This window comes from Citrobacter freundii complex sp. CFNIH9 (assembly GCF_002903305.1).
Lineage (GTDB): Bacteria > Pseudomonadota > Gammaproteobacteria > Enterobacterales > Enterobacteriaceae > Citrobacter > Citrobacter portucalensis.
In genome coordinates this window covers 4221309-4239433 of sequence record NZ_CP026238.1, presented here as the reverse complement: position 1 = coordinate 4239433, position 18125 = coordinate 4221309, and the positions used below count along the sequence as shown (strand labels likewise).

General features: G+C 52.8%; 11 protein-coding genes. 6 read left to right on the top strand and 5 right to left on the bottom strand.

What is annotated here, in order from left to right:
• Window positions 1–64: 64 nt before the first annotated feature.
• The 3 genes from C2U43_RS21500 to aroP form a co-directional block, all read right to left on the bottom strand.
• Entirely contained in the window at window positions 65–1015 is a 951-nt protein-coding gene (locus C2U43_RS21500; RefSeq protein ID WP_008786208.1) for a glycoside hydrolase family 43 protein, read from the bottom strand.
• Window positions 1015–2421, bottom strand: coding sequence for a glycoside-pentoside-hexuronide (GPH):cation symporter (locus tag C2U43_RS21495; protein ID WP_003829494.1), 1407 nt, complete (start codon window positions 2419–2421; stop codon window positions 1015–1017). The genes C2U43_RS21500 and C2U43_RS21495 overlap by 1 nt, the downstream gene beginning before the upstream one ends.
• A 159-nt stretch (window positions 2422–2580) precedes the next feature.
• Window positions 2581–3954 carry an aromatic amino acid transporter AroP gene (aroP, locus tag C2U43_RS21490; protein WP_008786209.1) on the bottom strand — a complete coding sequence of 458 codons (1374 nt, stop codon included), beginning with the start codon at window positions 3952–3954 and terminating at the stop codon, window positions 2581–2583.
• A gap of 564 nt (window positions 3955–4518) precedes the next feature.
• Between aroP and pdhR the strand changes: the two genes are divergently transcribed.
• The 5 genes from pdhR to traT all read left to right on the top strand — a co-directional run bounded on the left by pdhR (window position 4519) and on the right by traT (window position 12540).
• Window positions 4519–5283 carry a pyruvate dehydrogenase complex transcriptional repressor PdhR gene (gene pdhR / locus C2U43_RS21485; RefSeq protein ID WP_003018699.1) on the top strand — a complete coding sequence of 255 codons (765 nt, stop codon included), beginning with the start codon at window positions 4519–4521 and terminating at the stop codon, window positions 5281–5283.
• A 163-nt stretch (window positions 5284–5446) separates the two neighbouring features.
• Complete coding sequence (gene aceE, locus C2U43_RS21480) at window positions 5447–8110, top strand: pyruvate dehydrogenase (acetyl-transferring), homodimeric type (protein ID WP_048236129.1); 2664 nt, start codon at window positions 5447–5449, stop codon at window positions 8108–8110.
• A 14-nt stretch (window positions 8111–8124) separates the two neighbouring features.
• Window positions 8125–10014, top strand: coding sequence for a pyruvate dehydrogenase complex dihydrolipoyllysine-residue acetyltransferase (gene aceF, locus C2U43_RS21475; protein ID WP_003829487.1), 1890 nt, complete (start codon window positions 8125–8127; stop codon window positions 10012–10014).
• A 175-nt stretch (window positions 10015–10189) separates the two neighbouring features.
• Window positions 10190–11614 (top strand): dihydrolipoyl dehydrogenase, encoded by a 1425-nt coding sequence (lpdA, locus tag C2U43_RS21470; RefSeq protein ID WP_003829486.1) that lies wholly within the window; start codon window positions 10190–10192, stop codon window positions 11612–11614.
• A gap of 194 nt (window positions 11615–11808) precedes the next feature.
• Window positions 11809–12540: a conjugal transfer complement resistance protein TraT gene (gene traT, locus C2U43_RS21465; protein WP_048236127.1), complete on the top strand. Its 732-nt coding sequence runs from the start codon at window positions 11809–11811 to the stop codon at window positions 12538–12540.
• Between the two features lie 63 nt (window positions 12541–12603).
• Here traT and C2U43_RS21460 read toward each other — a convergent pair whose 3' ends face one another.
• Together C2U43_RS21460 and C2U43_RS21455 are read right to left on the bottom strand one after the other, a co-directional pair.
• Complete coding sequence (locus C2U43_RS21460) at window positions 12604–13398, bottom strand: DUF2950 family protein (protein ID WP_008786213.1); 795 nt, start codon at window positions 13396–13398, stop codon at window positions 12604–12606.
• 10 nt (window positions 13399–13408) lie between these two features.
• On the bottom strand, window positions 13409–14995 hold the full coding sequence (locus C2U43_RS21455; RefSeq protein WP_103285761.1) for a DUF3300 domain-containing protein: 1587 nt from the start codon (window positions 14993–14995) through the stop codon (window positions 13409–13411).
• Between the two features lie 448 nt (window positions 14996–15443).
• On the opposite strand from C2U43_RS21455, the gene acnB reads away from it, so the two are divergent.
• Window positions 15444–18041: a bifunctional aconitate hydratase 2/2-methylisocitrate dehydratase gene (acnB, locus tag C2U43_RS21440; protein ID WP_103285760.1), complete on the top strand. Its 2598-nt coding sequence runs from the start codon at window positions 15444–15446 to the stop codon at window positions 18039–18041.
• Window positions 18042–18125: the final 84 nt, after the last annotated feature.

Below are 18125 nucleotides of genomic sequence, written 5' to 3'. Positions count from 1 at the left end.
TCCGGCCTACAATGAAAAACGTGTAGGCCCGGTAAGCGTTAGCGCCACCGGGCAGTGCAACGGTTTAGTTCGTATCAGCAGGCGGCACGCCAAAATCTGGCATGCCGTTTTCGTCCCAACGCACGAGCTTCAGACGAGTGTGGCGGTTTGGGTCGTACAGCGGATCGCCCTCGATTTCGGTGTAGTTTCTCGCGTGATACACCAGTACATCTTCACCTTCCGGCGTTTGTGTAAAGCTGTTGTGTCCTGGCCCAAACTGGCGGTTTTCATAACTGGTGGTAAAGACCGGGCGCGGTGATTTGTGCCAGTTCTGCGGTTTGAGCGGATCGGCGTTGAGGTCAATCCACAATAATCCCATACAGTAGTTCTCATCGGTGGCGCTGGCGGAATAGCTGATAAACAGCTTATCGCCATGAACCATGACGGCAGGACCTTCATTGACCCAAAAACCCCGGCATTCCCAGTCATACTCAGGATGACTTAGCATGACCGGCTCGCCTTTAATCGTCCATGGATTTTCCAGCTCAGCGAGATAGATATTGGAGTTTCCGGCGATATCGGGCGACTTCTGCGCCCAGAGGTACCACTGTTTTCCCTGATGGTTAAAGGTGGTGGCATCAAGCGCAAAGGTATCAAACTGCGTTTTAATCTGACCTTTCTCCGTCCACTGCCCGGTCAACGGATCGGCGTCGGCACATTCGAGCGCAAACATGCGATGCTGGAACATCCCCAGCTTGTCGAGCGACTGTGTGTGGGTGGCAGCAAAATAGATGTACCACTTGCCTGCCAGATGATGGATTTCGGGTGCCCAGATGAGTTGGCTCATGGGGCCGCTTTCTGGTTTGCGCCAGACGACAACCGGGGCGGCGGTGCGCAACCCCTCCAGCGAGTCGGCCCGGCGTATCTCCAGTCGGTCATATTCGGGTACTGAAGCAATGAAATAATAGTGGCTACCGTCACGTAAGATAAACGGATCGGCACGCTGTTCAATAAAGGGATTTGGCCACTGATTCATTAGGCTTTCCTTACGGTTTCAGTCGTTTTTATATCGTGGTATTCATTCAGTTCACGGTAGTTGGCGCGGCGCTTTTCTAAATCTGTCTGGATTTGCTGCATAAACTCGCGGTCAACTTTCAGCAGACGAACCACGCCTGCGGTAATCAGGTAGCCTACGCCCGGTATGATGGTAAACAGCAGCATAATACCGTTAATGGCAGAGTCGCTTTGCGCTTTCGCCCCAGCGTCGTAGCCGTACCAGGAGAGCAGGAAGCCGACCATCGCTCCGGCAATTGCCAGGCCCAGTTTCAGGAAGAACAGGTTACCGGAGAAGCTGATTCCGGTTATGCGTTTACCGGTTTTCCACTCGCCATAGTCATCGACATCCGCCATCAGCGACCAGTGCAGCGGAGAAGGGATTTGGTGCAGGATGTTGAGCAGGAAGTAGAGCACCATAATCATCATGGTGGCTTTCGGATCGAAGAAGTAAAACGCGGCAGAGAAAATCGCCAGGATAATATTGGTCCAGAAGAAGACTTTCAGTTTGCACCAGCGATCGGTTAATACCTTCGCCAACATACTGCCGATCATCATGCCGACCACACCAAGACTGATAAACAGCGTTGCGAACTGCGTGCTTTGCTGCATAACCCATGTCACGTAGTACATGGTGGCAGCCATGCGAATAAAGCCCGGACAGACGTTGCACAGTGTTAACAGCAGAATTTTTACCCACTGATCGTTCTTCCACACGTCTTTCAGATCGGCTTTTAAATCGTCATTGGTCTGGACAGCAGGACGCACGCGTTCACGGACCGTAGCGAAGCAAAACAGGAACATACACATGCCGATGAAAGCCAGAACCGCCATCGCCATCTGATACCCTTTGGCTTTGTCTTCCCCGCCGAACCAGTCGGCCATTGGCAGCAAGGTGAGGGACAGCAGCAGGGTTGCAATGCCTACCAACACAAAGCGATATGACTGGCAGGCGACGCGTTCCTTCGGATCGTTGGTGATGACGCTGCCGAGCGAGCAGTAGGGAATGTTGATCGCTGTATAAGTAATAGATAGCAGGAAGTAGGTAACGAACGCATAGATAACTTTGCTGTTATAGGTCCACTCTGGAGTGGTAAACATCAGTACGCTGAATAACGCGTACGGGAAAGCCATCCATAAAAGCCATGGACGAAATCGACCATATTTACTACGGGTGCGGTCGGCCATCGCGCCCATTATAGGGTCGGTAACGGCGTCGATAACGCGTACTGAGAGCAGTAATACGCCGACCAGTGCAGGTGCCAGACCAAAAATGTCTGTGTAAAAATAGTTAACAAACAACATGATGGCGCCAAAGATGATGTTGCATCCGGCGTCGCCCATTCCATAGCCGATCTTTTCTTTCACCGTGAGCTTACTGGTTTCCATCAACTGCACTCCATTAATGAGATATGGAGAGAATTATTGTCCGGCACCGGTGTTTTTGCGTTGCAGGATAACGCCGCTGATATGGACTAAACAGTCGTGAGTGGGAAAGTGTGAGGCAGGTAACAACCCCCACCTGACGCAGGTGGGGGGAGGGGGGGATTAATGCGCTTTAACCGCGCCGGCCGTTTTTTGTTTACACAGGTAGCCGATGCCAAGAATGGCAATCCATACAGGGATTAAGTACACCGAGATCGCCATACCCGGCGTCATCAGCATAATCACCAGTACTGCAGCCATGAAAATCAGGCACACCCAGTTACCCAGCGGATAGAGCAGCGCCGGGAAGCGGGTGGTAACACCCTGCTGCTGTTTGGCTTTGCGGAACTTCATGTGTGCCAGGCTAATCATTGCCCAGTTGATAACCAGTGCGGAAACCACCAGCGCCATCAGCAGGCCAAAGGCGGATTCCGGTGCCAGGTAGTTGATCAGCACACACAGAGCCGTCACCAGTGCGGAAACCAGAATGGTGTTCACCGGTACACCGCGTTTGTCGACGTTCATCAGCGCTTTCGGCGCATTGCCCTGTTGTGCCAGACCGAACAGCATACGGCTGTTGCAGTATACGCAGCTGTTATAGACAGAAAGGGCGGCAGTCAGCACTACGATGTTCAGGGCATTAGCAACAAAGGTGTCGCCCAGCTCGTGGAAAATAAGGACAAACGGGCTGGTATCCGCCGTGACACGCGTCCACGGCATCAGGGAAAGCAGAACCGCCAGCGAACCCACATAGAAAATCAGGATACGGTAGATAACCTGGTTGGTCGCTTTGGGAATGCTTTGCTCTGGGTTATCCGCTTCTGCTGCGGTGATCCCGACCAGCTCCAGCCCACCGAAAGAGAACATAATAATAGCCATCATCATCACCAGACCGGTGAAGCCATGCGGCAGGAAGCCTCCCTGGTCCCACAGGTTGCTGACGCTGGCCTGCGGGCCGCCGTTACCGCTAAACAGTAACCAGCCGCCGAACAGGATCATCGCTACGACGGCAATGACTTTAATAATGGCGAACCAGAACTCCATCTCACCAAACACTTTCACGTTGGTCAGGTTGATGGCGTTGATCAGCACAAAGAAGGCAGCCGCAGACACCCATGTTGGGATCTCCGGGTACCAGAACTGGATGTATTTACCCACGGCAGTTAGCTCAGCCATGGCAACCAGCACGTACAGCACCCAATAGTTCCAGCCGGAAGAGAACCCCGCGAAACCGCCCCAGTATTTATAAGCAAAGTGACTAAATGAGCCTGCAACGGGCTCTTCAACCACCATTTCACCTAACTGACGCATAATCAAAAAGGCGATAAAGCCGGCAATAGCGTAACCCAGAATAATACCCGGTCCTGCAGACTGGATAACGGATGCGCTACCGAGGAATAACCCGGTACCAATCGCGCCACCCAGCGCGATTAGCTGTATATGGCGGTTCTTAAGGCCGCGCTTGAGCTGATCGCCATGCTGTTGACTTTCCATCATGAAACCTCGTGTGTGGTTTTACTCTTCATATTTCGAGTGCTTATTTTTTGAACTACGCAGCAATGCGTGTGTAAGTTTGCAATTCCGTTTGTTGTATTAATTTGTTTACAGATGCTTTTGATAAAATGTTGCCTTAATACTTTTGTCTTGATCAGAATAATGATATGCGAGCGCGAATGCACCTGCTTTATGCGGGGAAGATGACTAGTTGAATAAAAAGAAACCATTTGTAAATGCGAGTTTATCTACCACAAAATTTCCATTTTGAATTTCTATTCATTAATAGTGGTTGATATATCGATAAATAAGCAGGTGAATCGGTTCAGATGAGATAATTTTTCGTTTCAGTTACGTTAAAACTACCCCGAGGTGGGTAAATTTAACATTTGTGCATAGTTACATGTTTGAAACGTTATTTCTGTAATGTTGTTAAAATATGCCTCCTTTACTGATTTCAATCAAAACCTGTATGGACAGAAGGTGAATACTTTGTTACTTTAGCGTCAAGAACATGAAATTGGTAAGACCAATTGACTCCGGGCAAATGGCTTAAGACAGGAAATCATGGCCTACAGCAAAATCCGCCAACCAAAACTCTCCGATGTGATTGAGCAGCAGCTGGAGTTTTTAATTCTTGAGGGGACACTTCGCCCTGGAGAAAAACTCCCACCGGAACGCGAGCTGGCAAAACAGTTCGACGTCTCCCGCCCCTCCTTACGCGAGGCGATCCAACGCCTTGAAGCGAAGGGCTTACTGCTTCGTCGTCAGGGCGGTGGCACTTTTGTTCAGAGCAGCCTGTGGCAGAGCTTTAGCGACCCACTGGTAGAGCTGCTCTCCGACCATCCTGAATCCCAGTTTGACCTGCTTGAGACGCGCCATGCGCTGGAAGGTATTGCGGCTTATTACGCTGCACTGCGCAGCACGGATGAAGACAAAACGCGTATCCGTGAACTCCACCATGCGATCGAGCTTGCTCAACAGTCCGGCGATCTTGACGGCGAATCTGATGCGGTACTCCAGTATCAAATTGCTGTCACCGAAGCGGCACACAATGTGGTGCTGCTCCATTTGCTAAGGTGTATGGAGCCGATGCTGGCCCAGAACGTTCGGCAAAACTTCGAATTGCTGTATGCGCGTCGTGAAATGCTGCCACTGGTTAGCAGTCACCGTACCCGTATTTTTGAAGCAATTATTGCCGGGAAGCCGGAAGAGGCGCGTGAAGCGTCCCACCGTCACCTGGCGTTTATCGAAGAGATCCTGCTGGACAGAAGCCGTGAGGAAAGCCGTCGTGAACGCGCCTTACGCCGTCTGGAGCAACGAAAGAATTAGTGATTTTTCTGGTAGAACGTTAACCAGAAGATGTTGTAAATCAAGCGCCATATAAAGTGCGCGGCAACTAAACGCAGAACCTGTCTTATTACGCTCTCTGGCGAGAACGTAATGGGACAGGTTCCAGATAACTCAACGTATTAGATAGATAAGGAATACCCCCATGTCAGAACGTTTCCCAAATGACGTGGATCCGATCGAAACTCGCGACTGGCTACAGGCGATCGAATCGGTCATCCGTGAAGAAGGTGTTGAGCGTGCTCAGTATCTGATCGACCAACTGCTTTCAGAAGCTCGCAAAGGCGGCGTGAAAGTAGCGGCAGGTGCAGGGGCCAGCAATTATGTAAACACTATTGCCGTTGAAGATGAACCGGAATACCCGGGCAATCTGGAGCTGGAACGTCGTATTCGTTCTGCTATCCGCTGGAACGCCATCATGACCGTACTGCGCGCGTCTAAAAAGGACCTCGAGCTGGGTGGCCACATGGCATCCTTCCAGTCCTCCGCAACGGTATATGATGTTTGCTTCAACCACTTCTTCCGTGCACGCAACGAGCAAGATGGCGGCGATCTGGTGTACTTCCAGGGGCACATCTCTCCGGGCATCTACGCACGCGCATTCCTGGAAGGTCGTCTGACTGAAGAGCAGATGAACAACTTCCGTCAGGAAGTACATGGCAAAGGCCTGTCTTCCTACCCGCACCCGAAACTGATGCCAGAATTCTGGCAGTTCCCGACCGTATCTATGGGTCTGGGCCCAATCGGTGCTATCTACCAGGCTAAATTCCTGAAATATCTGGAACACCGTGGCCTGAAAGATACCTCTAAACAGACCGTTTACGCCTTCCTGGGCGACGGCGAGATGGATGAGCCAGAATCTAAAGGTGCGATCACCATCGCGACCCGTGAAAAACTGGACAACCTGGTCTTTGTTATCAACTGTAACCTGCAGCGTCTTGACGGCCCGGTAACCGGTAACGGCAAGATTGTTAATGAACTGGAAGGCATCTTCGCGGGCGCTGGCTGGAACGTTATCAAAGTCATGTGGGGCGGTCGTTGGGATGAGCTGCTGCGTAAAGACACCAGCGGTAAACTGATCCAACTGATGAACGAAACCGTTGACGGCGACTACCAGACCTTCAAATCCAAAGATGGCGCATACGTACGTGAGCACTTCTTCGGTAAATACCCGGAAACCGCAGCACTGGTTGCTGACTGGACTGACGAGCAGATTTGGGCTCTGAACCGTGGTGGTCACGATCCGAAGAAAGTCTACGCTGCACTGAAAAAAGCACAGGAAACCAAAGGCAGAGCAACTGTAATCCTGGCCCATACCATCAAAGGTTACGGCATGGGTGACACTGCTGAAGGTAAAAACATCGCTCACCAGGTTAAGAAAATGAACATGGACGGCGTGCGTTATATCCGCGACCGTTTCAACGTTCCTGTGACCGATGAGCAGGTTGAAAACCTGTCTTACATCACCTTCCCGGAAGGTTCTGAAGAGCACACTTATCTGCACGCTCAGCGTCAGAAACTGCATGGCTACCTGCCAGCTCGTCAGCCGAACTTCACCGAGAAGCTGGAACTGCCAGCTCTGGAAGACTTCGGTGCGCTGCTGGAAGAGCAGAACAAAGAAATCTCCACCACTATCGCTTTCGTTCGTGCCCTGAACGTGATGCTGAAGAACAAGTCGATCAAAGATCGTCTGGTTCCGATCATCGCTGACGAAGCGCGTACTTTCGGTATGGAAGGTCTGTTCCGTCAGATTGGTATCTACAGCCCGAACGGTCAGCAGTACACCCCGCAGGACCGTGAGCAGGTTGCTTACTATAAAGAAGACGAGAAAGGCCAGATCCTGCAGGAAGGTATCAACGAACTGGGTGCAGGCGCATCCTGGCTGGCTGCTGCGACTTCTTACAGCACCAACGATCTGCCGATGATCCCGTTCTACATCTACTACTCCATGTTCGGGTTCCAGCGTATTGGTGACCTGTGCTGGCAGGCAGGCGACCAACAGGCTCGTGGCTTCCTGATTGGTGGTACTTCCGGTCGTACGACGCTGAACGGTGAAGGTCTGCAGCACGAAGATGGTCACAGCCATATTCAGTCTCTGACTATCCCGAACTGTATCTCTTACGATCCGTCTTACGCGTACGAAGTTGCGGTCATCATGCACGATGGTCTGGAGCGTATGTACGGTGAGAAACAAGAGAACGTTTACTACTACATCACCACGCTGAACGAAAACTACCACATGCCGGCAATGCCAGCAGGTGCCGAGGAAGGTATCCGTAAAGGTATCTACAAACTCGAAACCCTCGAAGGTAAGAAAGGTAAAGTTCAGCTGCTGGGCTCCGGTTCTATCCTGCGTCACGTGCGTGAAGCAGCACAGATCCTGGCGAACGACTACGGTGTAGGATCTGACGTTTACAGCGTAACCTCCTTCACTGAACTGGCGCGTGATGGCCAGGATTGTGAGCGCTGGAACATGCTGCACCCGCTGGAAACTCCGCGCGTTCCGTACATCGCTCAGGTGATGAACGACGCTCCGGCAGTGGCATCTACTGACTATATGAAACTGTTTGCCGAACAGGTTCGTACTTATGTACCGGCTGATGATTATCGCGTACTGGGTACTGACGGTTTCGGTCGCTCTGACAGCCGTGAAAACCTGCGTCACCACTTCGAAGTTGATGCTTCCTACGTGGTTGTAGCGGCCCTGGGCGAACTGGCTAAACGTGGCGAAATCGATAAGAAAGTGGTTGCTGACGCAATCATCAAATTCAACATCGATGCAGATAAAGTTAACCCGCGTCTGGCGTAAGAGGTAAAAGAATAATGGCTATCGAAATCAATGTACCGGACATCGGGGCTGATGAAGTTGAAATCACCGAGATCCTGGTCAAAGTAGGCGACAAAGTTGAAGCTGAACAGTCGCTGATCACCGTAGAAGGCGACAAAGCCTCTATGGAAGTTCCGTCCCCTCAGGCGGGTATCGTTAAAGAGATCAAAGTCTCTGTTGGCGACAAAACTGAGACCGGCAAACTGATCATGATTTTCGATTCCGCCGACGGTGCAGCAGCAGCTGCACCTGCTCAGGCAGAAGAGAAGAAAGAAGCAGCTCCGGCAGCAGCACCTGCTGCCTCTGCGGCGAAAGACGTACACGTACCTGACATCGGCGGCGACGAAGTAGAAGTTACCGAGATCATGGTTAAAGTGGGCGACACCGTTGCGGCTGAACAGTCTCTGATCACCGTTGAAGGTGACAAAGCCTCTATGGAAGTTCCGGCGCCGTTCGCAGGTACCGTTAAAGAGATCAAAATCAACACGGGTGACAAAGTGTCTACCGGTTCCCTGATTATGGTCTTCGAAGTGGCGGGCGCTGCGCCTGCTGCTGCACCGGCTCAGGCGGCTGCTCCAGCAGCAGCGGCGGCTCCGGCAGCTTCCGGCTCGAAAGAAGTTAACGTACCGGATATCGGTGGTGACGAAGTTGAAGTCACTGAAGTGATGGTTAAAGTGGGCGATAAAATTGCCGCTGAGCAGTCACTGATCACCGTTGAAGGCGATAAAGCGTCGATGGAAGTTCCGGCACCGTTCGCGGGTACCGTGAAAGAAATCAAAATCAGCACCGGCGACAAAGTTAAAACCGGTTCTCTGATTATGGTCTTCGAAGTCGAAGGCGCAGCACCTGCAGCCGCTCCTGCACAAGCAGCAGCTCCGGCTCCGGCCGCTGCACCAGCACCTGCGCAAGCCGCAGCTCCGGCCGCAAAAGCGGAAGGCAAATCTGAGTTTGCTGAAAACGACGCTTACGTTCATGCAACGCCGCTGATTCGTCGCCTGGCGCGCGAATTCGGTGTGAACCTGGCGAAAGTGAAAGGTTCTGGCCGTAAAGGTCGTATCCTGCGTGAAGACGTTCAGGCTTACGTGAAAGACGCTATCAAGCGTGCTGAAGCGGCTCCGGCTGCAGCAGCAGGTGGCGGTATCCCGGGCATGCTGCCTTGGCCGAAAGTGGACTTCAGCAAGTTTGGTGAAATCGAAGAAGTGGAACTGGGCCGTATCCAGAAAATCTCTGGTGCTAACCTGAGCCGTAACTGGGTGATGATCCCGCACGTTACTCACTTCGATAAGACCGATATCACCGATCTGGAAGCGTTCCGTAAACAGCAGAACGCCGAAGCTGAAAAACGTAAACTGGACGTGAAATTCACCCCAGTAGTCTTCATCATGAAAGCCGTTGCCGCAGCTCTGGAACAGATGCCGCGCTTCAACAGCTCCCTGTCTGAAGACGGTCAGCGCCTGACCCTGAAGAAATACATCAACATCGGTGTAGCGGTTGATACTCCGAATGGTCTGGTTGTTCCGGTCTTCAAAGACGTGAACAAGAAGAGCATTACCGAGCTGTCTCGTGAACTGACCGTGATCTCCAAGAAAGCGCGTGATGGCAAGCTGACCGCTGGCGAAATGCAGGGCGGTTGCTTCACCATCTCCAGCATCGGTGGCCTGGGTACTACCCACTTCGCGCCGATTGTGAACGCGCCGGAAGTGGCTATCCTCGGTGTCTCCAAGTCCTCTATGGAGCCAGTGTGGAACGGTAAAGAGTTTATGCCGCGTCTGATGATGCCGATTTCGCTCTCCTTCGACCACCGTGTAATTGACGGTGCGGATGGTGCGCGCTTTATCACCATCATCAACAACATGCTGTCTGACATTCGCCGCCTGGTGATGTAAGCGAAAAAGCCGGCCCGACGGCCGGCTTTTTTCTGGTAATCTCATGAAGTCAGTGAGGTTATTGTGCGAAAGACAAATCGGTTGCCGTTTGTTGTTTCAAAATTGTTAACAATTTTGTAAAATACGGGCGGATAGAACGACCCGCTGGACGACGGGTATAAATTAAGAGGTCATGATGAGCACTGAAATCAAAACTCAGGTCGTGGTACTTGGGGCAGGCCCTGCAGGTTACTCTGCTGCCTTCCGTTGCGCAGATTTAGGTCTGGAGACCGTCATCGTAGAACGTTACAGCACCCTTGGCGGTGTTTGTCTGAACGTCGGCTGTATCCCTTCTAAAGCGCTGCTGCACGTAGCAAAAGTTATCGAAGAAGCCAAAGCGCTGGCTGAACACGGTATCGTTTTTGGCGAGCCGAAAACCGATATCGACAAGATTCGTACCTGGAAAGAAAAAGTTATCACTCAGCTGACCGGCGGTCTGGCGGGTATGGCCAAAGGCCGTAAAGTGAAAGTGGTTAACGGTCTGGGTAAATTTACCGGGGCAAACACCCTGGAAGTTGAAGGCGAAAACGGCAAAACCGTGATCAACTTCGACAACGCAATCATCGCGGCGGGTTCCCGTCCGATCGAACTGCCGTTTATTCCGCATGAAGATCCGCGCGTGTGGGATTCCACCGATGCACTGGAACTGAAAACTGTTCCTAAGCGCCTGCTGGTAATGGGCGGCGGTATCATCGGTCTGGAAATGGGTACCGTGTACCATGCGCTGGGTTCAGAGATAGACGTGGTTGAAATGTTCGATCAGGTTATCCCGGCTGCCGACAAAGACGTGGTTAAAGTCTTCACCAAGCGCATCAGCAAGAAGTTCAACCTGATGCTGGAAACCAAAGTGACCGCCGTTGAAGCGAAAGAAGACGGTATCTACGTTTCCATGGAAGGCAAAAAAGCCCCTGCCGAAGCTCAGCGTTACGATGCTGTGCTGGTCGCTATCGGTCGTGTACCGAACGGTAAAAACCTCGACGCGGGCAAAGCTGGCGTGGAAGTTGACGACCGTGGCTTCATCCGCGTTGACAAACAACTGCGCACCAACGTACCGCACATCTTTGCTATCGGCGATATCGTCGGTCAGCCGATGCTGGCACACAAAGGTGTTCATGAAGGTCACGTTGCCGCTGAAGTTATCGCCGGCAAGAAACACTACTTCGATCCGAAAGTTATCCCATCCATTGCATACACTGAACCAGAAGTTGCATGGGTTGGTCTGACCGAGAAAGAAGCGAAAGAAAAAGGCATTAGCTACGAAACCGCCACCTTCCCGTGGGCTGCTTCTGGCCGTGCTATCGCTTCCGATTGCGCAGACGGTATGACCAAACTGATTTTTGACAAAGAATCTCACCGTGTTATCGGTGGTGCGATTGTCGGTACCAACGGCGGCGAGCTGCTGGGCGAAATCGGTCTGGCGATCGAAATGGGTTGTGACGCAGAAGATATCGCGCTGACCATCCACGCGCACCCGACTCTGCACGAGTCCGTGGGCCTGGCGGCAGAAATCTTTGAAGGTAGCATTACCGACCTGCCAAACCCGAAAGCGAAGAAAAAGTAATCTTCCCGCTTTTGTGAAAACGCCTCTTCGGAGGCGTTTTTTTTGCCTGAAAACTACCAGTTTTAGTAGTCATCTCATTGATATTTCCACTAAAAAAAATTGCGCAACTGCCGATACTTTTTTCGCCATTGTGTGGCTACTGGCCGCACGGAGAAGAGGCTCTGGACTCTCTATTACACGAAAAAGGAAAATACATGTCTTTAAAAAAAATCGCGGTTGTTGGCATGGTTGTCGCGACAATGACGCTGACCGGTTGTGGTGCGATGACCACCGCCGTTAAAAAACGTAACCTTGAAGTGAAAACGCAGATGAGTGAAACCATCTGGCTGGAGCCTTCCAGCGAGAAGACCGTCTACATTCAGGTAAAAAACACCTCTGACAAAGACATGAGTAACCTGCAAACCCTGCTGGCAAATGACCTGTCAGCGAAGGGGTATAAAGTGACCAGTTCGCCAGACAGCGCTTATTACTGGGTGCAGGCGAACGTGTTGAAAGCGGACAAAATGGATCTGCGTGAAGCTCAAGGCTTCCTGAAAACGGGTTACGAAGGTGCCGCGATGGGCGCAGCGCTGGGCGCGGGGATTACCGCTTATAACAGCAACTCCTCTGGTGCGGCGCTGGGTGTTGGTATCGCGGCGGGGCTGATCGGCATGGCCGCGGATGCGATGGTGGAAGACGTTAACTACACCATGGTTACTGACCTGCAAATCTCTGAACGCAGCAAAGCGAAAGTGACAACGGATAATGTTGCTGCATTGCGTCAAGGGACATCTGGCATCAAGCTGCAAACCAGCAGCGCGCAAGGCGATCGCGCAAAATACCAGACCCGCGTTGTGTCTAATGCTAACAAAGTGAATCTGAAGTTCGAAGAAGCGAAGCCGGTGTTGGAAGCTCAATTGGCGAAATCTGTCGCTAACATCCTGTAATTTGTTGCGGGTTGCCGGGGGGCGGCTATGCCTTACCCGGCCTACTAACCTTCCGACTCGGTATCAGGGCGCTACAGGTTGCCAGTTTTTATCCGGATGGAATGTGGTTAACGCTTGTGCTTTCTGCTGTGATTCAACACCGAGATCGGCCTGGTAGACTTTGTCTTCACCGTTAATCATAAAACTCATCACGCCGGTGTGATCGTAGCTAACGGGCCAGGCTACCATGGCAAAACCGCTGGTTTTATCGGGAAGGATCCGGAAGCGATAGCCGTGATAGCCCATGCCCGGCTCCTGTGGACTGAAGGCTGGGCCAAGCGGGCTGGGCGCTTCGCCCGGCGAAACAGGCCAGTACAGACCATCCTTTTTCCCTTCAGAACTGACAATCTTTTGCGCGTATTTCTGGTTCATCGCAAAATAGCTCTGCTGAGCATCCACATAGGCGTGCAACGCCTCGATGGCAGCAAGTTCGTTGCGTCCAATCTCACGGGTCAGGATCTCTTCGGCCGCTTCCTTGATATCAAATTGCCAGCCTGAAGCGTTTTTGACGACGGGGATTGGCAGTTGCCAGTCGCTGTCCCCAACCACAAGATGTGCCGTATTGCCGTCGATGACAGTGCTATGGCGTACCTTCCAGTCACGCAGGAAGCGATCAACCGCATCAGGATCGACGCCTTCTGGCGGCAGAAAATCACGCCAGTTTTCCCCGAGCAGATTGCTCATTGCACTTTCATTTTGCTCACTAATAGCGTTTGCCAGCGCATCTGTTGCCTGGTCTGGTGTGCTGAAGGATTGTTGTGCCATCGCGGTGGCCGAAACCATGAACAACACCATTCCACTGAGTAGTTTATTTTTCATGTCGGTTCCCTTAACGATGACGGAATTCACGGTGTTCAGCACGCCCGCCAGAAGGCTGGCGTGATGGCTGATTACGGGCGACCTGCCGGCTCTGGGCACCTCGCTGTTGCTGTGCCTGCCAGTTGGCGGAGCGACTGTCGTTACCGCTCAGCGCATTGGCGCGTGGCTGGCTGGTTCGCTGTTGAAGATTGTGCTGTTGCACATTGCGTTGTTGTGCCGGTTGCGTGACCCGTTTCTCCTGTCGCTGGGCGACTGCCTGGCGATTCTCCCGCTGCTGAGAGCTCGTCCGCTTCGCGGTTTGCGGTTTGGTATCGTAACCGCGGTAGTTATTACGTTGGGAAATTTGCTTCAGTTGTTGATTCGATGCCTGACGCTGGGCGTCTCTCGTGCCCGTACGCGCCGTTTGCGGGAATGTTTTCCCCGTCGATTTTTCCATTTGGCTCATCGCGGCCTGGCGCTGGTTATCACGGTTGACCGGTCTTTGCTGGGTCGAACTTAATCCGGTTGCCGTGTTAGTGGAGTGGAAGCGGTTATTGAGCTGGCTATTTGGGTAAGGCACACCCTCACGGTAGGCCGGGTTATGCTGCCAGGTACGGTTGGCATCTGTCAGGCGCTGACCACTGATTTTATTGAAGTTATCAACGTTAATGTTGATGTTGTTATCACCGTTGCGGTTATAGCCGCCATGGTTATCCCAGTCATCATTATGATGGTGGTCGTCGTCGTCATCCCAGTCGATGTTGCTGAAGATGGCATAGGTTGTGGCGACACCAAGGCTGAAGCCTAAACCATTGACGAAGCTGTTACCAAATTGCTCACCGGGCGTTGGTGGCAGATAGGTTGGCGGATAGGCGGTATTCGGCCAGGTACCGTAAACCGTGTTCGGGTTATAGGTTGGAACGTACACCACCTGCGGATCGGCGGATTCAATCTTGATGACAGTAGGGCTTGTCGTGGTGGTAGTGCTGGTCGTCGACGTGCTGGTGGCGGTTTTCGCCGGTGCCGCTTTGGTCACGGTGGTGACGGTCTGTTGCGGTGTTGATTGCAGCGCGCCGGTTTGTTGCGCCAGTACACGCAGACGTTGAACGGAATCCATGACGTCCTTCGGCTGTGCGAGGAAAGCATCGCCCAGGCTTTGTACCCACGGCGGATTTTCACCCATCAGCGACATCAACTGAGGAAAAGCGACCAGCGATTTCACGCTGGGATCCCAGGGCTGGCTGGCAACGGCCTGAATGGCAGCATCGCCCTGCAGTTTGGGATTGTCTTTTGACCACTGTGCGGCCTGGATGACATTAGCCGGATAGGTTGAGGCCATCAAAATTTGCGACAACAGCGAGTCTGGATAGAGCGCGATGGGTGCAACCCACTGATCGATCTGTGCTGCCGAGTAGGTTGGTGCCACGGCGGGCGCTGTTTGGTCGGCCGGGGCAGGGGTCGCTACGGGAGCTGGGGCCGGTGTTGACGGTTGCTGCGCAACGGGGGGCGGAGCAGCAGGCTCCGTTGTGCGACTTTTAACAAACATCACGCCAGAGGCGGCAAACAGCCCGGCACTGCACAAAAGGACAAGCAGATGTGGCTTAAGGGGCAACTTCATAAAATGACTCCAACGAGACGAGCGCTGTGCCGTGAGGCGTTCCTGTTGCCGCGAGTATTATTCACCCGTGTTAGACAGTTTTGACTTTTATGGTTGATTCACCAGGTAGGTCCGAAAAAAGAGTGTGAGTATTTATTACACAATTATATGTGATGGCGGAAAAATCGCTGGAATATTCAGCCGATCGCGCTTGAAAATTAACCGTTTATGGGTGGTTTTAAGCTGACTTAATTTCACCTCGCCTTGTCGCTATACCATTCTTAACGATTCAGCCAATTTTTTATGTTGCTTTTTTGTAAACGGATTAACACTTAATGAAAATCCTGTTATTGTGCCTTATGCGGTACCGGGCATTTACCCTACTAACTACTGTCTCACAGGAGCGTGAAGAGAATCGCCCATCTACAAAAGCGCCGCATTATGACAATGAGAGCGAGGAGATATCGTCGTGCTAGAAGAATACCGTAAGCACGTAGCTGAGCGTGCTGCCCAGGGGATTGTGCCAAAACCTTTAGACGCAACCCAAATGGCTGCACTTGTCGAGCTGCTGAAGACCCCGCCTGTGGGCGAAGAAGAATTCCTGTTAGACCTGTTGATCAACCGTGTTCCTCCTGGCGTAGATGAAGCCGCTTATGTTAAAGCTGGTTTTCTCGCCGCTGTCGCAAAAGGCGACACCACCTCCCCGCTGGTTACCCCAGAAAAAGCCATTGAACTGCTGGGCACCATGCAGGGTGGCTACAACATTCATCCGCTGATCGACGCGCTGGACGATGCAAAACTGGCGCCGATTGCCGCCAAAGCGCTCTCTTCAACGCTGCTGATGTTCGATAACTTCTACGATGTAGAAGAAAAAGCCAAAGCGGGCAACGAATATGCGAAGCAGGTAATGCAATCCTGGGCTGATGCCGAATGGTTCCTGAACCGTCCAGCTCTGGCTGAAAAAATCACCGTTACCGTCTTTAAAGTGACGGGTGAAACCAACACCGATGACCTTTCTCCGGCACCGGATGCATGGTCTCGCCCGGATATCCCTCTGCACGCTCTGGCGATGCTGAAAAACGCCCGTGAAGGTATCGAACCGGATCAGCCTGGCGTGGTTGGCCCGATCAAACAGATCGAAGAATTGCAGAAAAAAGGTTACCCGCTGGCTTATGTGGGTGATGTTGTCGGTACCGGTTCTTCGCGTAAATCCGCAACCAACTCCGTGCTGTGGTTCATGGGTGACGACATTCCTCATGTGCCGAACAAGCGCGGCGGCGGCCTGTGCCTCGGCGGCAAAATTGCACCTATCTTCTTCAACACCATGGAAGATGCGGGCGCACTGCCGATTGAAGTGGACGTGTCGAACATGAACATGGGCGACGTGATTGACGTTTACCCGTTCAAAGGCGAAGTACGCAACCACGAAACCGGCGAACTGCTGGCAAGCTTTGAGCTGAAAACCGAAGTCCTGATCGACGAAGTACGCGCCGGTGGCCGTATCCCGCTGATCATCGGTCGTGGCCTGACTACCAAGGCGCGCGAAGCGCTGGGCCTGCCGCACAGTGACGTATTCCGTCAGGCGAAAGACGTGGCGGAAAGCAGCCGTGGCTTCTCCCTGGCACAAAAAATGGTTGGCCGTGCCTGTGGCGTGAAAGGCATCCGTCCGGGCGCGTACTGCGAACCGAAGATGACCTCCGTCGGTTCTCAGGATACTACTGGCCCTATGACCCGTGACGAACTGAAAGACCTGGCGTGCCTGGGCTTCTCGTCTGACCTGGTGATGCAGTCCTTCTGCCACACTGCGGCGTATCCGAAGCCGGTTGACGTGAACACGCATCACACGCTGCCAGACTTCATCATGAACCGCGGCGGTGTGTCGCTGCGTCCGGGCGACGGCGTTATTCACTCCTGGCTGAACCGCATGCTGCTGCCGGATACCGTAGGTACCGGTGGTGACTCCCATACCCGTTTCCCTATCGGGATTTCCTTCCCGGCAGGTTCTGGTCTGGTGGCGTTTGCTGCTGCGACCGGCGTGATGCCGCTGGATATGCCGGAATCCGTTCTGGTGCGTTTCAAAGGCAAAATGCAGCCGGGTATCACCCTGCGCGATCTGGTACACGCCATCCCGCTGTACGCGATCAAACAGGGTCTGCTGACCGTTGAGAAGAAAGGTAAGAAGAACATCTTCTCTGGTCGCATTCTTGAAATCGAAGGTCTGCCGGATCTCAAAGTGGAGCAGGCGTTCGAATTAACCGACGCCTCCGCTGAACGTTCTGCTGCCGGTTGTACCATCAAGCTGAACAAAGAGCCGATCGTTGAGTATCTGAGCTCTAACATCGTTCTGCTGAAGTGGATGATCGCAGAAGGTTACGGCGATCGCCGTACGCTGGAACGTCGTGTGCAGGGCATGGAAAAATGGCTGGCGGATCCGCAGTTGCTGGAAGCCGACGCTGACGCAGAATACGCGGCAGTGATCGACATCGATCTGACGGATATCAAAGAGCCAATCCTGTGTGCACCGAACGATCCGGACGACGCGCGTCTGCTGTCTGACGTACAGGGCGAGAAGATCGACGAAGTGTTCATCGGCTCCTGCATGACTAACATCGGCCACTTCCGTGCCGCTGGTAAGCTTCTGGATGCGCACAAAGGCCAACTGCCAACGCGTCTGTGGGTGGCTCCGCCAACCCGTATGGATGCGGCACAGCTGACCGAAGAAGGTTATTACAGCGTGTTCGGTAAGAGCGGTGCGCGTATCGAAATTCCAGGCTGCTCTCTGTGCATGGGTAACCAGGCGCGTGTAGCCGACGGCGCAACGGTGGTGTCGACCTCTACCCGTAACTTCCCGAACCGTTTAGGTACCGGGGCGAACGTCTACCTGGCTTCTGCGGAACTGGCGGCGGTTGCGGCGCTCATCGGCAAACTGCCGACGGCGGAAGAGTACCAGACCTATGTGGCGCAGGTAGATAAAACGGCCGTAGATACTTACCGTTATCTGAACTTCGACCAGCTGTCTCAGTACACCGAGAAAGCGGATGGTGTGATTTTCCAGACCGCGGTGTAATGCCCTAAAGCATTTTGTGTAAAAACGCATCAATGCCCGGAGAAGTCTGCTTCTCCGGGCATTTTTATTTCTATTCCTTATACC